Here is a 16,348-nt window from a genome sequence, read left to right as displayed (position 1 = left end):
AGTTGAAAATGGGATTTTTTATATTTAAAATATGTCTTGTCCTGAAATAGCGATACACAAAAAGTATCATTATGGAAAAAGATCAAGAATTGCGATATATTAAGCGCACCCAGAAAGATTACAGTATGTCTTTTAAACTTCAAATTGTTCAAGAAATAGAACAAGGAAGAACCTCAATTACTCAAGTTAAAAAAGATTATGCTATTCAATCCCGTTCAACAATTGTTCAGTGGCTGCGAAAATTTGGTAACTTTGATTGGGACAATCAAACACCTTCTATTATGCAAAAATCTCCTGAACAGAAAATAATGGAACTTGAAGCCAAAGTGAAGTTATTAGAAAAACAAAAAGCATTTTTAGAACAGCAGGCTTTCGTCGCTGATAAAAAAGCTATTATTTTCGATATGATGATTGATATAGCAGAAAAAGAATATCAAATTGACATTCGAAAAAACTCACCACCCGAACAATCGACCATTTTAAAAAAGAACACCAACAAACAATAATGTTTGCCTGTACTTTGTTCGGGATTGACCGGCAGGTTTATTATCGTCGAGTAAAAAAAAGTAACTCCAGGAAGCTTTTGGCTTCAGAAGTTGTTAATATGGTTTTGAAAATTAGAAATACAATGCCTCGAATTGGAGCAAGAAAACTGTATTACCTTTTAAAAAGCGAGTTGAATCAACTTAAAATAGGCCGAGATAAATTTATAGATATACTTAGAGCAAATCATTTACTGATAATGCCAAAACGTTCTTATCATATAACAACAAACTCTCATCATAGATTTAGAAAACATCAAAATCAAATATTAGAGCTACAGATCTGCAGGCCGGAGCAAGTCTGGGTATCAGACATAACCTATATTGGAAAAAAAGAGAATCCATGTTATTTAAGTCTAATAACTGATGCTTACTCTAAACGAATAATGGGTTTTAATGTCGCAGATAATATGAATGCTCATAGTAGTTTAACAGCTTTAAAAAATGCAATAAAAAAACGCAGAGATAGAGGCAAAACATTAATACATCATTCAGATAGAGGAATACAATATTGTTCTGATCAATATCAAAAACTATTACATAAAAACAATATAAAATGCAGTATGACAGAAAATTCCGATCCCTATGAGAATGCAGTAGCTGAGAGAATAAATGGAATTTTAAAACAAGAATTTAATATTGACAAGTTTAATCTAAAACTTGATGTAATAAAGGTTTTAGTAAAAAATGCAATTGACATTTATAATAACAAAAGACCACATTATTCCAATTATATGCTCACTCCAAGTCAAATGCATCAACAAAGTGTAGTAAAGATGAGAACTTATAAAAGAAAAACACCCGCAATAAAAAATATTACAGGTGTTTAATTAAATATATTTGTCTAATAATCTGTATCGATTATTTAGGACTAGTCAATATTCTGTTTAAAGAATTTCTTCACAAGTAAAAACCTCTTTTAATCGAACTCCTTTTTTGTGTTCAACAGTTATAATCTGATTATGAGCGTCATGTTCTAAAAACAAATAATGATTGTTATCTGCAGCTAAATTTAAAAATTTCGATTTCTCTGGCATTGTCAGCAAAGGTCTTGTATCGTATCCCATAACATAAGGAAGCGGAATATGCCCAGCTGTGGCTAATAAATCGGCACAAAAAACAATCGTTTTATCTTGGTATTTGATGTACGGAATCATTTGTTTTTCGGTATGGCCATCAACGTAGTAAATGTCGAAATTTAATTCCTTCGAAAAACCAAAATCAGTTTCTGGTCTTTCAACAAAATTCAATTGCCCGCTTTCCTGCATTGGCAGAATATTTTCCGAAAGGAAAGAAGCTTTTTCACGAGGATTTGGTTTTGTTGCCCATTCCCAATGGTTTTCGTTTGTCCAGAATTTAGCATTTTTAAAAGCAGGCTCGTAACCTGTTTTGGCAGCATTCCATTGCACACTTCCTCCACAATGATCAAAATGCAAATGCGTCATGAAAACATCTGTAATATCATCACGATTGAATCCGTATTTTGCTAAAGATTTATCTAAAGAATGCGACCCCCAAAGTGAATAATATCCAAAGAACTTTTCCGATTGTTTATCGCCCATTCCCGTGTCAATTAAAATGAGACGATTTCCATCTTCAATTAATAAACAACGCGCAGCAATATCGATAAGATTATTAGCGTCGGCAGGATTCGTTTTATTCCAAATTGTTTTAGGAACAACGCCAAACATTGCACCTCCATCTAACTTAAAATTTCCAGATTCTATTGGGTAAAGTTTCATGAGAATGATTTTCTAAAAGAACAAAGCTAGAAAATTCAAACTCCTTTTGCTAAAAATTTAAGATTAAAAACTTTTCGATTATTCTAATGTGATGGAAGTGCTTCCCATTATTTCCTGTTTATCAAAATAATTCACAAAATAAGTTCCTTTCTTAAACTGATCAGCATTTAAAATTCCATAAGCATTTAGATATTTACCTTGAAAATCGGCGCTGACAATAAAACTATAAACCAGCGCTTTATCATTTCCAAATTCGATCAATTTATTGTCTCCTAAAACTGTGTTTTTTTGATCTAAAACCTGAACATAAAAGACTTTTCTTCCTGTCTTTGCAACGGCATTTCCGTTAACGGTAAAACTAATTTTTAGTTTTTTTGTGCTCTTTGCCTTTGACGTTTCCAGTTCTGCTCCAGAACTTTTTTCGCGAAGTGCAATTGCTTTAAAATTGCTTAAATAAAGCCTTGAAGCATCTTTAAGAGTAGATTCTAATTCCTTTTGTTTAGAAATTAATGTGTCATTTTCTGCCTTTTGCTGGTACATGACAACATTTTGGCTTTCTATTTCTGTCAATAAATTTTTATTCTGAGATTTCAATTTTTTAATCTCCATCACTTTACTGTCCAACGAAGATCTCAATCCAGAAAGTTGATTTCTATAAATTCTAATTTGATCAACAGATGGGTTTTGCGAAACCTTAATTATTTCGATTAAATTTTCAACATTCTTGCGTTCTAATTCCAACTCCTTAGATAAAGCCGTTTTTTCAAGAATAGTAAGATCATAAGCTGTTTTCAGTGTGTTTAATGAATCTAAAATGTTTTCCTGCTCAGTTGTTTCGCTATTAACCGCGAAGTCTTTTTTATTTTCGATTTTATCTTCTTTTTTATCAGATTCACTGCTAAAAACTAGGACTGCAGCACCTAATCCAAAAACAAAAATTACTACTAATAAGGGTTTTAACCACTTATTTTTCTGTTGTTTTTTCATAATTACTCACAATTTTCCGCAAAAATACCAAATATAAAACGGCTATAATCAGTAGAAATACTTGTTTTTTAACATTTAGGAGCGATATTTGCGGCCCGATTAAAAAAAAAATAATTCCTTTTCTAATTTTGACTTCAATTTTGTCAAAATAAGTAATATCTATTTTAACATTTGTTATAATAATGTGAACCGTTATGGAAAAAGGTTTTTAAGTCGTATCTTTGCAGATAATTTCATTTCAACATTGACATACAGCACTTTAATTGTAATAATTTGATTACTATTTTTGAATGATTTAAAAGGAATGTTGAAAAAGATAAATACTATATAAAATGATAAAAGTTTCTGATACTGCCAAAAAGAAAATCATCGACCTGATGACTGATGATGGTTTTGATGCCGCAAACGACTACGTAAGAGTAGGCGTAAAAAGTGGCGGGTGCTCTGGTTTGTCTTACGATTTAAAATTTGACAAATCTAAAGGAGAAGACGACAAAATATTCGTTGACAACGACATACAAATTGCTGTTGAAAAAAAATCATTCCTTTATTTAGCTGGGACAATTCTAGAATTTTCTGGCGGATTAAACGGAAAAGGTTTTGTTTTCAACAATCCTAACGCAAGCAGAACTTGCGGATGTGGAGAATCATTTTCGCTTTAGTCGAAAGCCGAAATTCATAAAGTCTCAAAGACTGCTGAATGACTTTACAACTTTAAGACAACATTAAAATATAATGAGCAAATACACCGAAGACGATTTAAAAATCGAACTGGAAACTAAAGAATATGAGTACGGATTTTATACCAATATAGAATCTGAAACTTTCCCTATTGGCTTAAACGAAGAAATCGTAAGAGCTATTTCTCTTAAAAAAGAAGAGCCTGAGTGGATGACCGAATGGCGTATCGAAGCTTTCCGCGCTTGGAAAGAAATGATCGAGCCAGAATGGGCAAATGTTCACTACGAAAAGCCAGATTTTCAGGCAATTTCTTATTATTCGGCTCCAAAAGCTGTAGATCCTAACAAAACTTTGGACGATGTCGATCCGGAATTGTTAGAGATGTACAAAAAACTTGGGATTTCTGTTGACGAACAAAAAATGATGAACAATGTCGCTATGGATATTGTTGTCGATTCTGTTTCTGTTGCAACTACTTTCAAAAAAACTTTGGCTGAAAAAGGAATTATTTTCTGTCCAATTTCTGAAGCTATCAAAGAACATCCTGAATTAGTAAAAAAATATTTAGGTACAGTTGTTCCTCAGAAAGATAATTTCTATGCTGCTTTAAATTCAGCTGTTTTCTCTGACGGAAGTTTCTGTTACATTCCAAAAGGCGTTCGCTGCCCAATGGAACTTTCAACTTACTTCAGAATCAACCAAGCAGGAACTGGACAATTCGAAAGAACTCTAGTTATTGCTGATGCTGGAAGTTATGTTTCTTACCTTGAAGGATGTACAGCACCAAGTCGTGACGAAAATCAATTGCACGCTGCTGTAGTTGAATTAATCGCTTTGGATGATGCTGAAATTAAATATTCTACAGTTCAAAACTGGTTCCCTGGAAATAAAGAAGGAAAAGGTGGAGTTTACAACTTCGTAACTAAAAGAGGTTTATGCGAAACTAACGCTAAAATTTCTTGGACACAAGTTGAAACAGGTTCTGCTGTAACTTGGAAATACCCTTCTTGCGTACTTAAAGGAGATAATTCAGTAGGAGAATTTTATTCTATCGCTGTTACCAATAATTTCCAACAAGCAGATACTGGAACAAAAATGATCCATTTAGGAAAAAATACTAAATCGACTATTATTTCTAAAGGTATTTCGGCTGGAAAATCACAAAATAGCTACCGTGGTTTAGTGCAAATCTCGCCAAGAGCAGAAAATGCAAGAAACTTTTCTCAATGTGACTCATTATTAATGGGTAACAATTGTGGTGCGCATACTTTCCCTTATATCGAAAGTAAAAATCCATCTGCAAAAATCGAGCACGAAGCAACTACAAGTAAAATTGGAGAAGATCAGGTATTTTATTGCAACCAAAGAGGTATTCCGACTGAAAAAGCGATTGCCTTAATTGTAAACGGTTTCAGTAAAGATGTATTGAACAAACTTCCGATGGAATTTGCTGTTGAAGCTCAAAAATTATTAGAGATTTCTTTAGAAGGTTCTGTAGGATAATAAAAAACAAAAATTATGGACATCATCTTAAAAAATGTAAAGAAAAAAGATTTTCCAGTTTTAAAATCGCTGGCTAAATCTCTTGGTTTTGAAATTGTTGAAGAGAAAGAGAAGCCATATAATTCAGATTTTGTAAAAGAAATTCTTGACGCAGAAAAAAGTATTGAAGAAGGAAAAGGAGTTAAAATAAAAGTTGAAGATTTGTGGAAATAATTTATTCTGAAAAAGCACAAAAAGATATTATTTTTTGGAAGAAATCGGGAAACAAATCGGTAATGAATAAAATTACAAGTTTAATTGAAGATATTTTACTTCATCCTTATGAAGGGCTTGGTAAACCAGAGCAATTAAAATATGAATTGGCTGGAAGATGGTCAAGAAGAATTGATAAGGAACATAGAATAATTTACAGAATTACTGAAGAAAACAATATAGAAATACTAAATATCCTTTCGCTAAAAGGACATTACGAATAAGTATTAATGGAAAATAAAAAAGTCATCATTTTAGGTTCTTCAAGAAAAAACGGAAACACAACAAAAATTGTGGATGAAATTTCGAAAGAACACAACATAGATGTAATTAATTTAAGTGATTATACTATTTCCTATTATGATTACGAAAGCAAAAATATAGGCGATGATTTTTTGCCTCTGATAAGAGGAATTATCGAAAAGTATGACACTTTAATTTTTGCAACGCCCATTTATTGGTATAATATGAGCGGAATTATGAAGGTTTTTTTCGACAGGATTTCAGATTTAATCCGAATTGAAAAAGAGACCGGAAGAAAACTAAGAGGAAAGAAAATCGGAGTAATCACAAATTCACACGATAATGAAATCGAAGAGAGTTTTTACATTCCGTTTCAAAAATCAGCCGATTATTTAGGCATGGAATATTTAGGACACGCGCATTACAATGCAAACATCCTAAACCAACAAACAAAAATAGAATTGACATTTATATAAAATAAAGAACAATGTTATCAATAAAAAACCTTCACGCCGCGATTGGTGATAAAGAAATCCTTAAGGGAATTAATATAGAAGTTAAAGCTGGAGAAGTTCACGCGATAATGGGACCAAACGGTTCTGGAAAAAGTACACTTTCTGCTGTTATCGCAGGAAACGAAAATTATGAAGTTACAGACGGAGAGGTAATTCTTGACGGAGAAGATCTTGCTGATTTAGCTCCTGAAGAAAGAGCACACAAAGGTGTTTTTCTTTCTTTTCAATATCCGGTAGAGATTCCTGGAGTTAGTGTAACTAACTTTATGAAAACGGCTATCAACGAAACTCGTAAAGCAAACGGACAGGAAGAAATGCCTGCAAACGAAATGCTGAAAGTGATTCGTGAGAAATCTGAATTGTTAGAAATCGACCGTAAATTTTTATCTCGTTCTTTAAACGAAGGTTTTTCTGGAGGAGAGAAAAAAAGAAACGAGATTTTCCAAATGGCAATGTTAGAGCCAAAATTAGCAATCCTTGACGAAACCGATTCTGGTCTTGATATCGATGCTTTAAGAATTGTTGCAAATGGTGTAAACAAATTAAAAAGCGACAAAAACGCAATTATCGTTATCACGCACTACCAACGTTTGTTAGATTATATCGTTCCAGATTTCGTTCACGTTCTTTACAACGGAAGAATTGTAAAATCAGGAGGAAAAGAGTTAGCTTACGAATTAGAAGAAAAAGGATACGACTGGATTAAAGCAGAGAATTAATTCTGAGTCGTAAAGTTTTAAAGTCTAAAGTCATAAAGTCCAAAACTAGATGAGTAAGTTCCGATCTTTTGAAGAAATAAATTCTTGGCAAAAATCAAGAATCTTCAATAAAAAAATATATCTGGCTACTGAAAATTCTACTTTTAAAAAAGACTTTGATTTCGTTAGACAAATAAGACGAGCATCGCTTTCTATATCATCAAATATTGCAGAAGGTTTTGAAAGAAATACAGATAAAGAGTTTGTTTATTTTTTATATGTAGCCAAAGCATCTGCAGGAGAAGTTAGATCTCAATTATATTTAGCTTTTGATTTAGAATATATTATAAAGGAAGAATTTGAAATGCTTTTAGAATCGGTTACAGAAATATCGAAATTATTAAGCGGTTTCATTAAATATTTGAGTCAAAAGTCATAAAGTCAAAAGTTGTAAAGTCTTTTCAGACTCAACTTAATTTATGATTTTTTCACAAAAATAGTCGACAATCTAAAGTCTTTCGACTTTCGACTTTCGACTTTAAGACTAAAAAAAGAAATGGATTTAAAAGAAAAATTAGTATCGTCTTTTATGGCTTTTGAAGAGCGTGTTGATGTGCATTCAGATTTGCATGACATCCGTACAAATGCTATAAAAAACTTCGAAAATAAAGGTTTCCCAACCAAAAAAGAAGAAGCTTGGAAATATACATCGCTAAACGCCATCTTAAAAAATGACTTTACGGTTTTTCCAAAGCAGGAAAATGCAATCGAATTCAATCAGGTAAAAAAATATTTTTTACATGAAATTGACACTTATAAATTAGTTTTTATTGATGGTGTTTTCAGTTCGCATTTGTCTTCTACAACACATGACGGAATTGATGTTTGTTTGATGTCATCGGCATTGACCAAACCAAAATATAAAATGATTATTGACACTTACTTTAATCAAATTGCAAGCAAAGATGACAGTTTGACTTCATTGAATACTGCTTTTGCAATGGAAGGTGCATTTATCAATATTCCGAAGAAAAAAGTAGCCGACAAACCAATTGAGATTATGTATTTCTCAACTGGAAACGAATCAGCATTAATGGTTCAGCCACGAAATTTGATTATTGTGGGGGAAAATTCACATGTTCAAATTATCGAGCGTCACCAAAGTTTGAATGAAAATCCGGTTTTAACAAATTCTGTTACAGAGATTTTTGCTCAAAAACGTGCGATTGTTGATTATTACAAAATTCAAAATGACAACAGCGAGGCGAACTTAATTGACAACACTTATGTTTCTCAACAACAAGAAAGCCACGCTTACGTTCATACGTTTTCATTCGGTGGAAATCTTACGCGTAACAACTTGAACTTTTACCATTTTGGAGAAAGATTGACAAGTACGCTTAACGGAATTTCTATTTTGAATGACAAACAACACGTTGACCATTATACTTTGGTAAACCACGCAACGCCAAATTGCGAAAGTTTCCAGGATTATAAAGGAATTTTCTCTGATCGTTCGACAGGAGTTTTCAACGGAAAAGTTTTGGTTGAAAAAGAAGCTCAAAAAACAAATGCTTTCCAAAAAAGCAACAACATTTTATTGAGTGATAAAGCGACAATCAACGCAAAACCACAATTGGAAATTTTTGCTGATGACGTAAAATGTTCTCACGGATGTACTGTTGGACAACTTGATGAAACAGCAATGTTCTACATGCAGTCTCGTGGAATTCCGCAAAAAGAAGCTAAAGCTTTATTGATGTACGCATTCTCAAATGCCGTTATCGAAAGCATTAAAATACCAGAATTAAAACAAAGAATTACTAAAATCATTGCTACGAAATTAGGCGTGCATTTAGGATTTGATTTGTAGTCGGGGTTTTACCGCAAAGACACAAAGGTTACGCAAAGTTCGCAAAGTTTTTATTAAGCTTTGCGAACTTTTTGCATTTGTATCTTGCGTCTCTCCTGCGAGGTTTTCAAAACCTCGTAGGTATCGAAACTCAAAACTTTATACCCTACAAGGTTTTGAAAACCTTGCAGGAATAGACAACTATTTCTTCACACTATCAATAACCTCCTTCAAAAACCCATTAAAATCAAATCCCGGTTCTTCTTCTCTTACTCCCATTCTCACAATCACCATATCTAAAGAAGGAATAATTGCCACCATTTGCCCTTGATAACCACTACAATAAAACATATCACGAGGAACGTCTGGGAATTTTCCGCCTGCGTTTAACCAAAATTGAGCACCATATTTTCCATCCGAAGTATTTGTTGGAGTTGCAGTGTATTTTACCCAATTTTCGTCTAGAATTTGTTCACCGTTCCAGTTTCCTTTATGGAGATATAATAATCCAAATTTTGACCAATCGCGTGGGGTTGCCCATCCGTATGACGAACCTACGAAAGTTCCGCTCATATCTTGTTCAACAATCATCGAATTCATTCCGATTTTGTCGATTACGGCGCTGTACCAAAAATCAAGATATTCTTGTTGTGTTTTAAATTGTCTTCTTAGAATTAAAGATAATAAATTGGTTGTTCCAGACGAATAATTCCAATGCGTATTGGGTTTGAATTGCGCTGGTTTATCCAATTGCATTTTTCCCATATCTTCGGCTTGTAAAATCATTTTTGTAGCGTCGCAAATTGTGCTATAATTCTCTTCCCATTCTAAACCAGAATTCATGTGAAGCAAATCGTTTAGCGTGATATTTTTACGTTCGTCATTTTTCCATTCTGCAACCGGAGCAGGTTTATAAATATCGATTTTACCTTGTTTTGCTAAAACGCCAAAAGCCGAACTTGTGATGCTTTTCGTCATCGACCAACCTAAAATTTTACTGTATTTGTTAAATCCTGTATCGTATTTTTCAGCTACTAAATGATCTTTATATAAAACTACAACCGCACGAGTTCTTTTAATTCTTCCGCTAGTTTTGTCGAAAGCATTATCAACCGCTTTCTTTAATTTGGAATAATCAACATTCGAAAACGCCGTATCTTTTGGTTCGTTATTTCCATATGGAAAAGGAAGATTATTTTCTAATTTCGTTCTTTTCGGAAGCAAATATGGTTTTGAAACATCAAAATCATCATTAATCAAAGTAGCTCCTAAACCTTCTCTATAAATTGCTTTTCTTTCTTTCAATCCATAAACCGAAGAAACAGCAAATTTTCCAGCATCATCAATTGTGTTTTTAGCCAAATCAACCATATTGATATCATTGTCGGTTTTCTCAATTAAATCCAAAGAACGATTGTCGATAAAATGCCCAGAAGCAACACTTTTAGCTGAAAATCCTGAAATCAAATCGAGTTTCAGATAAGTCGTAAATCCGAAATATAAAAAAGCAAGAACCACTACAAGCAATAATACTTTGAGAAATTTTTTCATGATGATCAAGTTATTTTTATTGCAATATAAATAATTTATGTTCACGTTTTTAGAACTCAAATTATAATTCTGATTCGGATAATTCAGAAAACCGAATTGATTTTTAAAGAATCGACATTTACGTCTTTAAACAATGGCATCATAAAAGGAAATTATAGAATTTCTGTATAAACAAATTTAGTTTTAGTACTTTTGTAAATAGATTTTTTCTAAATAAGACATGCTAGATATTCAAAAAATAAGAGCTGATTTCCCGATACTTTCTCAAACTGTAAACGGAAAGCCATTAGTATATTTCGACAACGGAGCTACTTCGCAAAAACCACAAGTTGTAATTGATGCCGAAGTAAAATATTATCAAGAAATCAACGCTAACATTCACCGTGGCGTTCACACTTTGAGCCAGTTAGCAACAGATGCTTACGAGATTGCTCGTGGAAAAGTAAAAGAACACATCAATGCAAAACATGCTCACGAAGTGCTTTTTACATCAGGAACTACACACGGAATTAACTTAGTCGCAAACGGATTTGCTTCTATTTTAAAACCTGGCGATGAAGTAGTAGTTTCTTCTTTGGAGCATCATAGCAATATTGTGCCTTGGCAAATGTTATGCGAAAAAACAGGAGCTCTTTTAAAAGTTATTCCGATTGATCAAAACGGAGAATTAATCATCGATGAATTCGACAAATTACTTTCTGATAAAACTAAAATCGTTACTGTAAATCATATTTCAAACGCATTGGGAATCATTAACCCAATTAAATATATCATTGACAAAGCTCACGCTGTTGGTGCAGCCGTTTTAATCGATGGTGCACAGGCTGTTCCACATTTAAAGCCAGATGTTCAGGAATTAGATTGTGATTTTTATGCTTTTTCTGGTCATAAAATGTGCGGTCCAACCGGAACTGGGATTTTATATGGAAAAGAAGAATGGCTAAACAAACTTCCTCCTTACCAAGGTGGTGGAGAAATGATTAAAGAAGTTACTTTCGAGAAAACAACTTACGCTGATCTTCCTCATAAATTTGAAGCTGGAACTCCAAATATCGCTGGCGGAATTGTTTTAGGAACTGCAATTGATTATTTAAATGAAGTTGGTTTTGAAAATATTCAACAATACGAACATGAACTTTTAGATCACGCTACAAAACGTTTATCTGAAATTGAAGGCATCAGAATCTACGGGACAGGAAAAAATAAAGCTTCTGTAATTTCGTTTAATATTGATGGAATCCATCCGTATGATGTTGGTTCTATTATAGATAAATTAGGAATTGCGGTTAGAACAGGACATCATTGCGCGCAACCAATCATGAATTTTTTCTGTATTCCAGGAACGATTCGTGCTTCTTTCTCATTCTACAATACAAAAGAAGAAATTGACGCAATGGTCGATGCTGTGAAAAAAGCACAAACTATGTTAAGCTAAAAATATGCGAATACTATCAATATTACTTGTAACACTTTTTATTGCATCAGGATGCTGCAGTCAAAAAAAAGCAGATATGAAATCGACTCAAATTGAATATTCTGCCCTTTCAAGAGGTTATTATAAAGTGATAACTCTTCAAGACAAAACAGTTTCTGTTGCTAAAGATCGTAACGCTGAACCTGTTAAAAACAATATCGATGATGCAAAATGGAATAAAATCGTCGATGCGTTTTCAAAAATTAATTTGGAAAGTTTAAGCACTTTAAAAGCACCTACTGATAAACGAACTTATGATGGTGCTGCAATAGGAAATTTAAAAGTAACAAAAGATGGAAAAACCTATGAAACTCCAGGTTTCGACAATGGTTTTCCTCCAAAAGAAATCGAAAAACTAGTAAATTTATTAGTTGATTTTTCTAAAGAATAATTATGACGATAAAAGAAATTCAAGACGAAATAATAGACGAATTTTCAATGTTTGATGACTGGATGCAGCGTTATGAATACATCATCGAATTAGGAAAAAGTCTTCCGTTAATCAAAGAAGAATACAAAACCGACGAGAATTTAATCAAAGGCTGCCAGTCAAAAGTTTGGCTGCAAGGTGAACAGCAAGATGATAAAATTGTTTTCACCGCAGACAGCGATGCTATTTTGACAAAAGGAATAATCGCGATTTTAATTCGTGCTTTCTCAAATCAAAAAGCAAAAGATATTCTGGAAGCAGATACTGATTTTATTGACGAAATCGGATTAAAAGAACATTTATCAGCAACACGTGCCAACGGTTTGGTTTCGATGATTAAAAACATCAAAATGTACGCTTTGGCTTTTGATGCTAAAAACAAAAATTAAATTTTTCTCCGCCACAAATTACACGAATTAACACTAATTTTTAATTCGGGAAATTTGTGAAATTCGTGGCAAAAAAACAACAAAAAAATGGAACAAGAAATAGACACAAACGAATTAGGAGAATCAATCGTAAGAGTTTTAAAAGGCATTTACGATCCTGAAATCCCTGTAGATATTTACGAATTAGGATTAATTTACGATGTAATGGTAAACACAGATTACGAAGTAAAAATCTTAATGACACTTACTTCTCCAAACTGCCCAGTTGCTGAAAGTTTGCCAAGAGAAGTAGAAGAAAAAGTAAAAACAATTGAAAACATCAAAGATGTAGACGTTGAAATTACTTTCGATCCGCCTTGGAGCAAAGATTTAATGAGCGAAGAAGCGAAATTAGAATTAGGAATGCTTTAAAAAAGTATACAGCTTACAGTCTCAGTCTCAGTGTTCAGCTGCGACTGAAAACTGTGACTGAAAACTTAAAAAAAAATGGAAGAAATTATCAATAAAGTTGCCAATAGTGCTTTAGAAGTCTTTGATTTAGAGGATTATTATCCAAAGGGAATGCGTATGCAAATTGACATTTCGCAATGGCTTTTGGAAGGATTTTTATTGAAAGAAAAAGACTTTAGAGAACATCTTAAAAATCACGATTGGGCGCAATATCAAGATCAATATGTGGCGGTACATTGCAGTACAGACGCCATAATTCCGGCTTGGGCATTAATTTTGGTTAGCGTTCATTTGGCGCCATTTGCCAAAAAAGTAGTCAACGGAACCATCGAAGATCTTGACGCAAGTTTGTACGAAGAAATTTTAAGCAAACTAGATTATTCAGTTTATAAAAGTAAACCGGTAATCGTAAAAGGCTGTTCTAAAAAACCAGTTCCAATGCGTGCTTACATTTTGGCTACCACTTATCTTCAGCCATTTGCAAGAAGTATTATGTACGGCGAGGCATGTTCAGCAGTACCTTTATACAAAGAATCTAAGAAATAACCTGCAATAACAGGCTAACATCCCTTAACTTTCCATTGGTTTTTAGTATATTTGATAATACACTCTAAACTAAAAACCATGAGAAAGCTAACTCTATTACTTTTCATTTTAGTAAACTTAACATTTGTACAAGCCCAAAATTCCGAAAAAGAGCTAGTCAAAAATACTGAAAAAGCAGTTAAAAAAATTAACGATACCATAGAAGGAGAAGGATGGAAAACGAAAGGAATTGTCTCTCTCTTATTAAATCAGTCCAGCTTTAACAACTGGATTGCGGGAGGTGAAGACAGCTTTTCTGGAACATTGGGAGTCAATTACGATTTCAATTACAAAAAAGACGATATCACTTGGGACAATAAGCTTTTAGCTTCTTATGGTTTATTGCAGACTAAAAATGCCGATTTTGAAAAGAAAACAGACGATAGACTCGAATTCAACTCTATAGTCGGAAAAAGAGCATTTGGAGAATGGTATTACTCTTATTTCCTAAATTTCAGAACTCAATTTACAACCGGATATCTTTACGGACAAGATGCGAACGGAAAAGAAATTAGAACCGAAAACACCAAATTCATGTCTCCGGGTTATCTAACAACAGGTCCTGGTATCTATTGGTCAAAAGATGAAAATCTTAAAATAAATTTTGCGCCTCTAACCTCAAAACTCACCTTTGTAGACAAAGCTTACACCACTGGGATTGATCCAGCGACAGGCTTACCTTATCCTGATGGATATTATTTTGGTGTAGATGCCAACAAAAGCATGCGTTATGAACTAGGTTTTTATGCGTCAGTGTATTATAAATTAGCAATCATGACAAATGTTACCGCAGAAAACACTTTAAACCTTTATTCAAATTATTTAGAAGATCCGCAAAATGTTGACATGGATTATTCACTTAATATTATCATGAAAGTGAATAAATTCCTGTCGGCGAATTTTTCGTTTCAGGCAATATATGATGATAATGCATTTCGCGGATTCCAAACCAGACAAGTATTCGGTTTAGGAATTAGCTTTGGATTCTAATGATCCGAAGCAAACCAAACATATAGCATCAAAAAAGCGCTCTCAATTTTGGAGCGCTTTTTTTTATTCTTCTTCTTCGTCTTTTTCAACTGCATCCTTATAATCTGGATACAAGAAATTATTATATGGGAATCGAGTGATATGAATCTGGCGAACCGACTCATAAACTCTCTCTCTAAATTCCTCAAAGTTTTCTTTGTTTCTAGCAGAAATAAACAACGCTTTATCTTCTCCGACATTACTCATCCAAGTCTGTTTCCATTCCTCAAGCGTATAATGTCTACGAGTTCTTTCTGTAATCAAATCATCTTCATCAATTGTAAGATGTTTGTAAGTATCGATTTTATTAAAAACCATAATCGTTGGTTTATCGTTACTTTTTATTTCTTGCAAAATCTTATTAACCGATTCAATATGATCTTCAAAATCTGGATGCGAAATATCTACAACATGCAAAAGCAAATCGGCCTCGCGAACCTCATCTAATGTACTTTTAAACGAATCTACCAATTGCGTTGGCAGCTTTCTAATAAATCCAACTGTATCCGAAAGCAAAAATGGCAGGTTCTTAATAACCACTTTTCGAACTGTTGTATCTAAAGTTGCGAATAATTTATTTTCAACAAAAACATCACTTTTACCAATTGCATTCATCAAAGTTGATTTTCCAACATTGGTATATCCAACCAAAGCAACACGAACCATTGCGCCACGGTTGCTGCGCTGAACTCCCATTTGTTTGTCAATCGTCTTGATTTTCTCTTTTAGCAACGAAATTCTATCACGAACAATACGTCTGTCGGTTTCGATCTCCGTTTCTCCAGGTCCACGCATACCGATACCACCTTTTTGGCGTTCAAGGTGTGTCCATAAACCAGAAAGTCTTGGCAATAAATAGATACATTGCGCCAGTTCAACCTGAGTTCTTGCGTATGAAGTTTCTGCTCTTTGTGCAAAAATATCTAGAATCAAGTTGGTTCTATCTAGGATTTTGCAATCTATAATTCTTGAGATATTTTTTTGCTGTGATGGCGTTAGTTCATCATCAAAAATTACAGTCGATATTTTATTTTCAACCACAAAAAGATTGATCTCATCAATTTTTCCCGTTCCTACGAAAGTTTTCGGATTCGGACGTTCCATTTTCTGCGAAAAGCGTTTAATAACTTCACCTCCTGCGGTAAAAGTTAGAAACTCCAATTCGTCTAAATATTCATTTAGTTTTTCTTCACTTTGACTTTGAGTAACAATACCAACAATTACTGTTCTCTCAAAATTTATAACTTCTTTTTCTAACATAGTCTCGAATAAGTTGCAAATTTAATCATTTGTCAGCTACAATCAATTATACAATTTTGTTTTTACATTTATATTTAAAAGAACCCTTATGAGAAATTATATAAAATTAATTTCATCTAAAAGGTTTGGAAATAAATCCAAAAAAAAAAAAATGGAACCCGTTAA

General features: G+C 33.2%; 20 protein-coding genes. 16 read left to right on the top strand and 4 right to left on the bottom strand.

Going from position 1 to position 16,348, the window contains the following annotated elements; all coding sequences use genetic code 11:
* Window positions 1-71 precede the first annotated feature (71 nt).
* The gene (locus tag QLQ96_RS05905) at window positions 72-506 is read left to right on the top strand and encodes a transposase (RefSeq protein WP_482490792.1); all 435 of its coding nucleotides are present in this window, start codon (window positions 72-74) and stop codon (window positions 504-506) included.
* Complete coding sequence (locus tag QLQ96_RS05900) at window positions 506-1,372, top strand: IS3 family transposase (RefSeq protein WP_482490791.1); 867 nt, start codon at window positions 506-508, stop codon at window positions 1,370-1,372. The genes QLQ96_RS05905 and QLQ96_RS05900 overlap by 1 nt, the downstream gene beginning before the upstream one ends.
* A 57-nt stretch (window positions 1,373-1,429) precedes the next feature.
* Here the strand turns inward: QLQ96_RS05900 and QLQ96_RS05895 are convergent, their stop codons facing one another.
* Window positions 1,430-2,284, bottom strand: a complete 855-nt coding sequence (locus tag QLQ96_RS05895; RefSeq protein ID WP_482495478.1) for an MBL fold metallo-hydrolase — start codon at window positions 2,282-2,284, stop codon at window positions 1,430-1,432.
* A gap of 78 nt (window positions 2,285-2,362) precedes the next feature.
* A complete protein-coding gene (locus QLQ96_RS05890; protein WP_482495477.1) occupies window positions 2,363-3,271 on the bottom strand; it encodes a hypothetical protein in 909 nt (302 codons plus the stop codon).
* A 332-nt stretch (window positions 3,272-3,603) separates the two neighbouring features.
* Between QLQ96_RS05890 and QLQ96_RS05885 the strand changes: the two genes are divergently transcribed.
* From QLQ96_RS05885 to sufD, 8 genes are all read left to right on the top strand, one after another.
* Window positions 3,604-3,933: a HesB/IscA family protein gene (locus QLQ96_RS05885; protein ID WP_482495475.1), complete on the top strand. Its 330-nt coding sequence runs from the start codon at window positions 3,604-3,606 to the stop codon at window positions 3,931-3,933.
* A 73-nt stretch (window positions 3,934-4,006) separates the two neighbouring features.
* Entirely contained in the window at window positions 4,007-5,455 is a 1,449-nt protein-coding gene (gene sufB, locus QLQ96_RS05880) for a Fe-S cluster assembly protein SufB (RefSeq protein WP_482495473.1), read from the top strand.
* Between the two features lie 15 nt (window positions 5,456-5,470).
* Window positions 5,471-5,668, top strand: coding sequence for a DUF2683 family protein (locus tag QLQ96_RS05875; protein ID WP_482495471.1), 198 nt, complete (start codon window positions 5,471-5,473; stop codon window positions 5,666-5,668).
* Window positions 5,659-5,931, top strand: coding sequence for a Txe/YoeB family addiction module toxin (locus QLQ96_RS05870; RefSeq protein ID WP_482495469.1), 273 nt, complete (start codon window positions 5,659-5,661; stop codon window positions 5,929-5,931). The genes QLQ96_RS05875 and QLQ96_RS05870 overlap by 10 nt, the downstream gene beginning before the upstream one ends.
* Before the next feature lie 6 nt (window positions 5,932-5,937).
* Window positions 5,938-6,426, top strand: coding sequence for a flavodoxin family protein (locus tag QLQ96_RS05865; RefSeq protein WP_482495467.1), 489 nt, complete (start codon window positions 5,938-5,940; stop codon window positions 6,424-6,426).
* Between the two features lie 11 nt (window positions 6,427-6,437).
* Window positions 6,438-7,184: a Fe-S cluster assembly ATPase SufC gene (gene sufC, locus QLQ96_RS05860; protein ID WP_008466070.1), complete on the top strand. Its 747-nt coding sequence runs from the start codon at window positions 6,438-6,440 to the stop codon at window positions 7,182-7,184.
* A gap of 49 nt (window positions 7,185-7,233) precedes the next feature.
* Entirely contained in the window at window positions 7,234-7,602 is a 369-nt protein-coding gene (locus QLQ96_RS05855) for a four helix bundle protein (RefSeq protein WP_482495465.1), read from the top strand.
* Between the two features lie 117 nt (window positions 7,603-7,719).
* Entirely contained in the window at window positions 7,720-9,036 is a 1,317-nt protein-coding gene (gene sufD / locus QLQ96_RS05850; protein WP_482495463.1) for a Fe-S cluster assembly protein SufD, read from the top strand.
* Window positions 9,037-9,216: 180 nt separating this feature from the next.
* Here sufD and QLQ96_RS05845 read toward each other — a convergent pair whose 3' ends face one another.
* Window positions 9,217-10,566 (bottom strand): serine hydrolase domain-containing protein, encoded by a 1,350-nt coding sequence (locus QLQ96_RS05845; protein WP_482495461.1) that lies wholly within the window; start codon window positions 10,564-10,566, stop codon window positions 9,217-9,219.
* 220 nt (window positions 10,567-10,786) lie between these two features.
* On the opposite strand from QLQ96_RS05845, the gene QLQ96_RS05840 reads away from it, so the two are divergent.
* From QLQ96_RS05840 to QLQ96_RS05815, 6 genes are all read left to right on the top strand, one after another.
* Complete coding sequence (locus QLQ96_RS05840) at window positions 10,787-12,001, top strand: aminotransferase class V-fold PLP-dependent enzyme (protein ID WP_482495459.1); 1,215 nt, start codon at window positions 10,787-10,789, stop codon at window positions 11,999-12,001.
* 4 nt (window positions 12,002-12,005) lie between these two features.
* Window positions 12,006-12,431, top strand: coding sequence for a hypothetical protein (locus tag QLQ96_RS05835; protein WP_482495457.1), 426 nt, complete (start codon window positions 12,006-12,008; stop codon window positions 12,429-12,431).
* Window positions 12,432-12,433: 2 nt separating this feature from the next.
* Complete coding sequence (locus QLQ96_RS05830) at window positions 12,434-12,859, top strand: SufE family protein (protein WP_482495455.1); 426 nt, start codon at window positions 12,434-12,436, stop codon at window positions 12,857-12,859.
* A gap of 87 nt (window positions 12,860-12,946) precedes the next feature.
* A complete protein-coding gene (locus QLQ96_RS05825) occupies window positions 12,947-13,270 on the top strand; it encodes an SUF system Fe-S cluster assembly protein (RefSeq protein WP_012023258.1) in 324 nt (107 codons plus the stop codon).
* 75 nt (window positions 13,271-13,345) lie between these two features.
* Window positions 13,346-13,855 (top strand): DUF2480 family protein, encoded by a 510-nt coding sequence (locus QLQ96_RS05820; RefSeq protein WP_482495452.1) that lies wholly within the window; start codon window positions 13,346-13,348, stop codon window positions 13,853-13,855.
* 78 nt (window positions 13,856-13,933) lie between these two features.
* Complete coding sequence (locus QLQ96_RS05815; RefSeq protein ID WP_482495450.1) at window positions 13,934-14,884, top strand: DUF3078 domain-containing protein; 951 nt, start codon at window positions 13,934-13,936, stop codon at window positions 14,882-14,884.
* A gap of 63 nt (window positions 14,885-14,947) precedes the next feature.
* On the opposite strand, the gene hflX is transcribed toward QLQ96_RS05815, so the two are convergent.
* Window positions 14,948-16,183 (bottom strand): GTPase HflX, encoded by a 1,236-nt coding sequence (gene hflX / locus QLQ96_RS05810; RefSeq protein ID WP_482495448.1) that lies wholly within the window; start codon window positions 16,181-16,183, stop codon window positions 14,948-14,950.
* Window positions 16,184-16,348 lie beyond the last annotated feature (165 nt).

Source organism: Flavobacterium sp. B167r, assembly GCF_056824315.1.
The sequence above is the reverse complement of the archived record's forward strand: the minus strand, read 5'-3'. Positions and strand labels throughout refer to the sequence as shown.

Bases quoted from the DNA above. Each gene is read 5' to 3' on its own strand.
- sufC (WP_008466070.1), top strand. From the start codon at position 6,438: ATGTTATCAATAAAAAACCTTCACGCCGCGATTGGTGATAAAGAAATC.
- QLQ96_RS05865 (WP_482495467.1), top strand. From the start codon at position 5,938: ATGGAAAATAAAAAAGTCATCATTTTAGGTTCTTCAAGAAAAAACGGA.
- QLQ96_RS05825 (WP_012023258.1), top strand. From the start codon at position 12,947: ATGGAACAAGAAATAGACACAAACGAATTAGGAGAATCAATCGTAAGA.
- QLQ96_RS05845 (WP_482495461.1), bottom strand. From the start codon at position 10,566: ATGAAAAAATTTCTCAAAGTATTATTGCTTGTAGTGGTTCTTGCTTTT.
- QLQ96_RS05830 (WP_482495455.1), top strand. From the start codon at position 12,434: ATGACGATAAAAGAAATTCAAGACGAAATAATAGACGAATTTTCAATG.
- QLQ96_RS05875 (WP_482495471.1), top strand. From the start codon at position 5,471: ATGGACATCATCTTAAAAAATGTAAAGAAAAAAGATTTTCCAGTTTTA.
- QLQ96_RS05895 (WP_482495478.1), bottom strand. From the start codon at position 2,284: ATGAAACTTTACCCAATAGAATCTGGAAATTTTAAGTTAGATGGAGGT.
- QLQ96_RS05815 (WP_482495450.1), top strand. From the start codon at position 13,934: ATGAGAAAGCTAACTCTATTACTTTTCATTTTAGTAAACTTAACATTT.
- QLQ96_RS05900 (WP_482490791.1), top strand. From the start codon at position 506: ATGTTTGCCTGTACTTTGTTCGGGATTGACCGGCAGGTTTATTATCGT.
- QLQ96_RS05820 (WP_482495452.1), top strand. From the start codon at position 13,346: ATGGAAGAAATTATCAATAAAGTTGCCAATAGTGCTTTAGAAGTCTTT.
- QLQ96_RS05840 (WP_482495459.1), top strand. From the start codon at position 10,787: ATGCTAGATATTCAAAAAATAAGAGCTGATTTCCCGATACTTTCTCAA.
- sufB (WP_482495473.1), top strand. From the start codon at position 4,007: ATGAGCAAATACACCGAAGACGATTTAAAAATCGAACTGGAAACTAAA.
- QLQ96_RS05885 (WP_482495475.1), top strand. From the start codon at position 3,604: ATGATAAAAGTTTCTGATACTGCCAAAAAGAAAATCATCGACCTGATG.
- sufD (WP_482495463.1), top strand. From the start codon at position 7,720: ATGGATTTAAAAGAAAAATTAGTATCGTCTTTTATGGCTTTTGAAGAG.
- QLQ96_RS05835 (WP_482495457.1), top strand. From the start codon at position 12,006: ATGCGAATACTATCAATATTACTTGTAACACTTTTTATTGCATCAGGA.
- QLQ96_RS05855 (WP_482495465.1), top strand. From the start codon at position 7,234: ATGAGTAAGTTCCGATCTTTTGAAGAAATAAATTCTTGGCAAAAATCA.
- QLQ96_RS05890 (WP_482495477.1), bottom strand. From the start codon at position 3,271: ATGAAAAAACAACAGAAAAATAAGTGGTTAAAACCCTTATTAGTAGTA.
- QLQ96_RS05905 (WP_482490792.1), top strand. From the start codon at position 72: ATGGAAAAAGATCAAGAATTGCGATATATTAAGCGCACCCAGAAAGAT.
- hflX (WP_482495448.1), bottom strand. From the start codon at position 16,183: ATGTTAGAAAAAGAAGTTATAAATTTTGAGAGAACAGTAATTGTTGGT.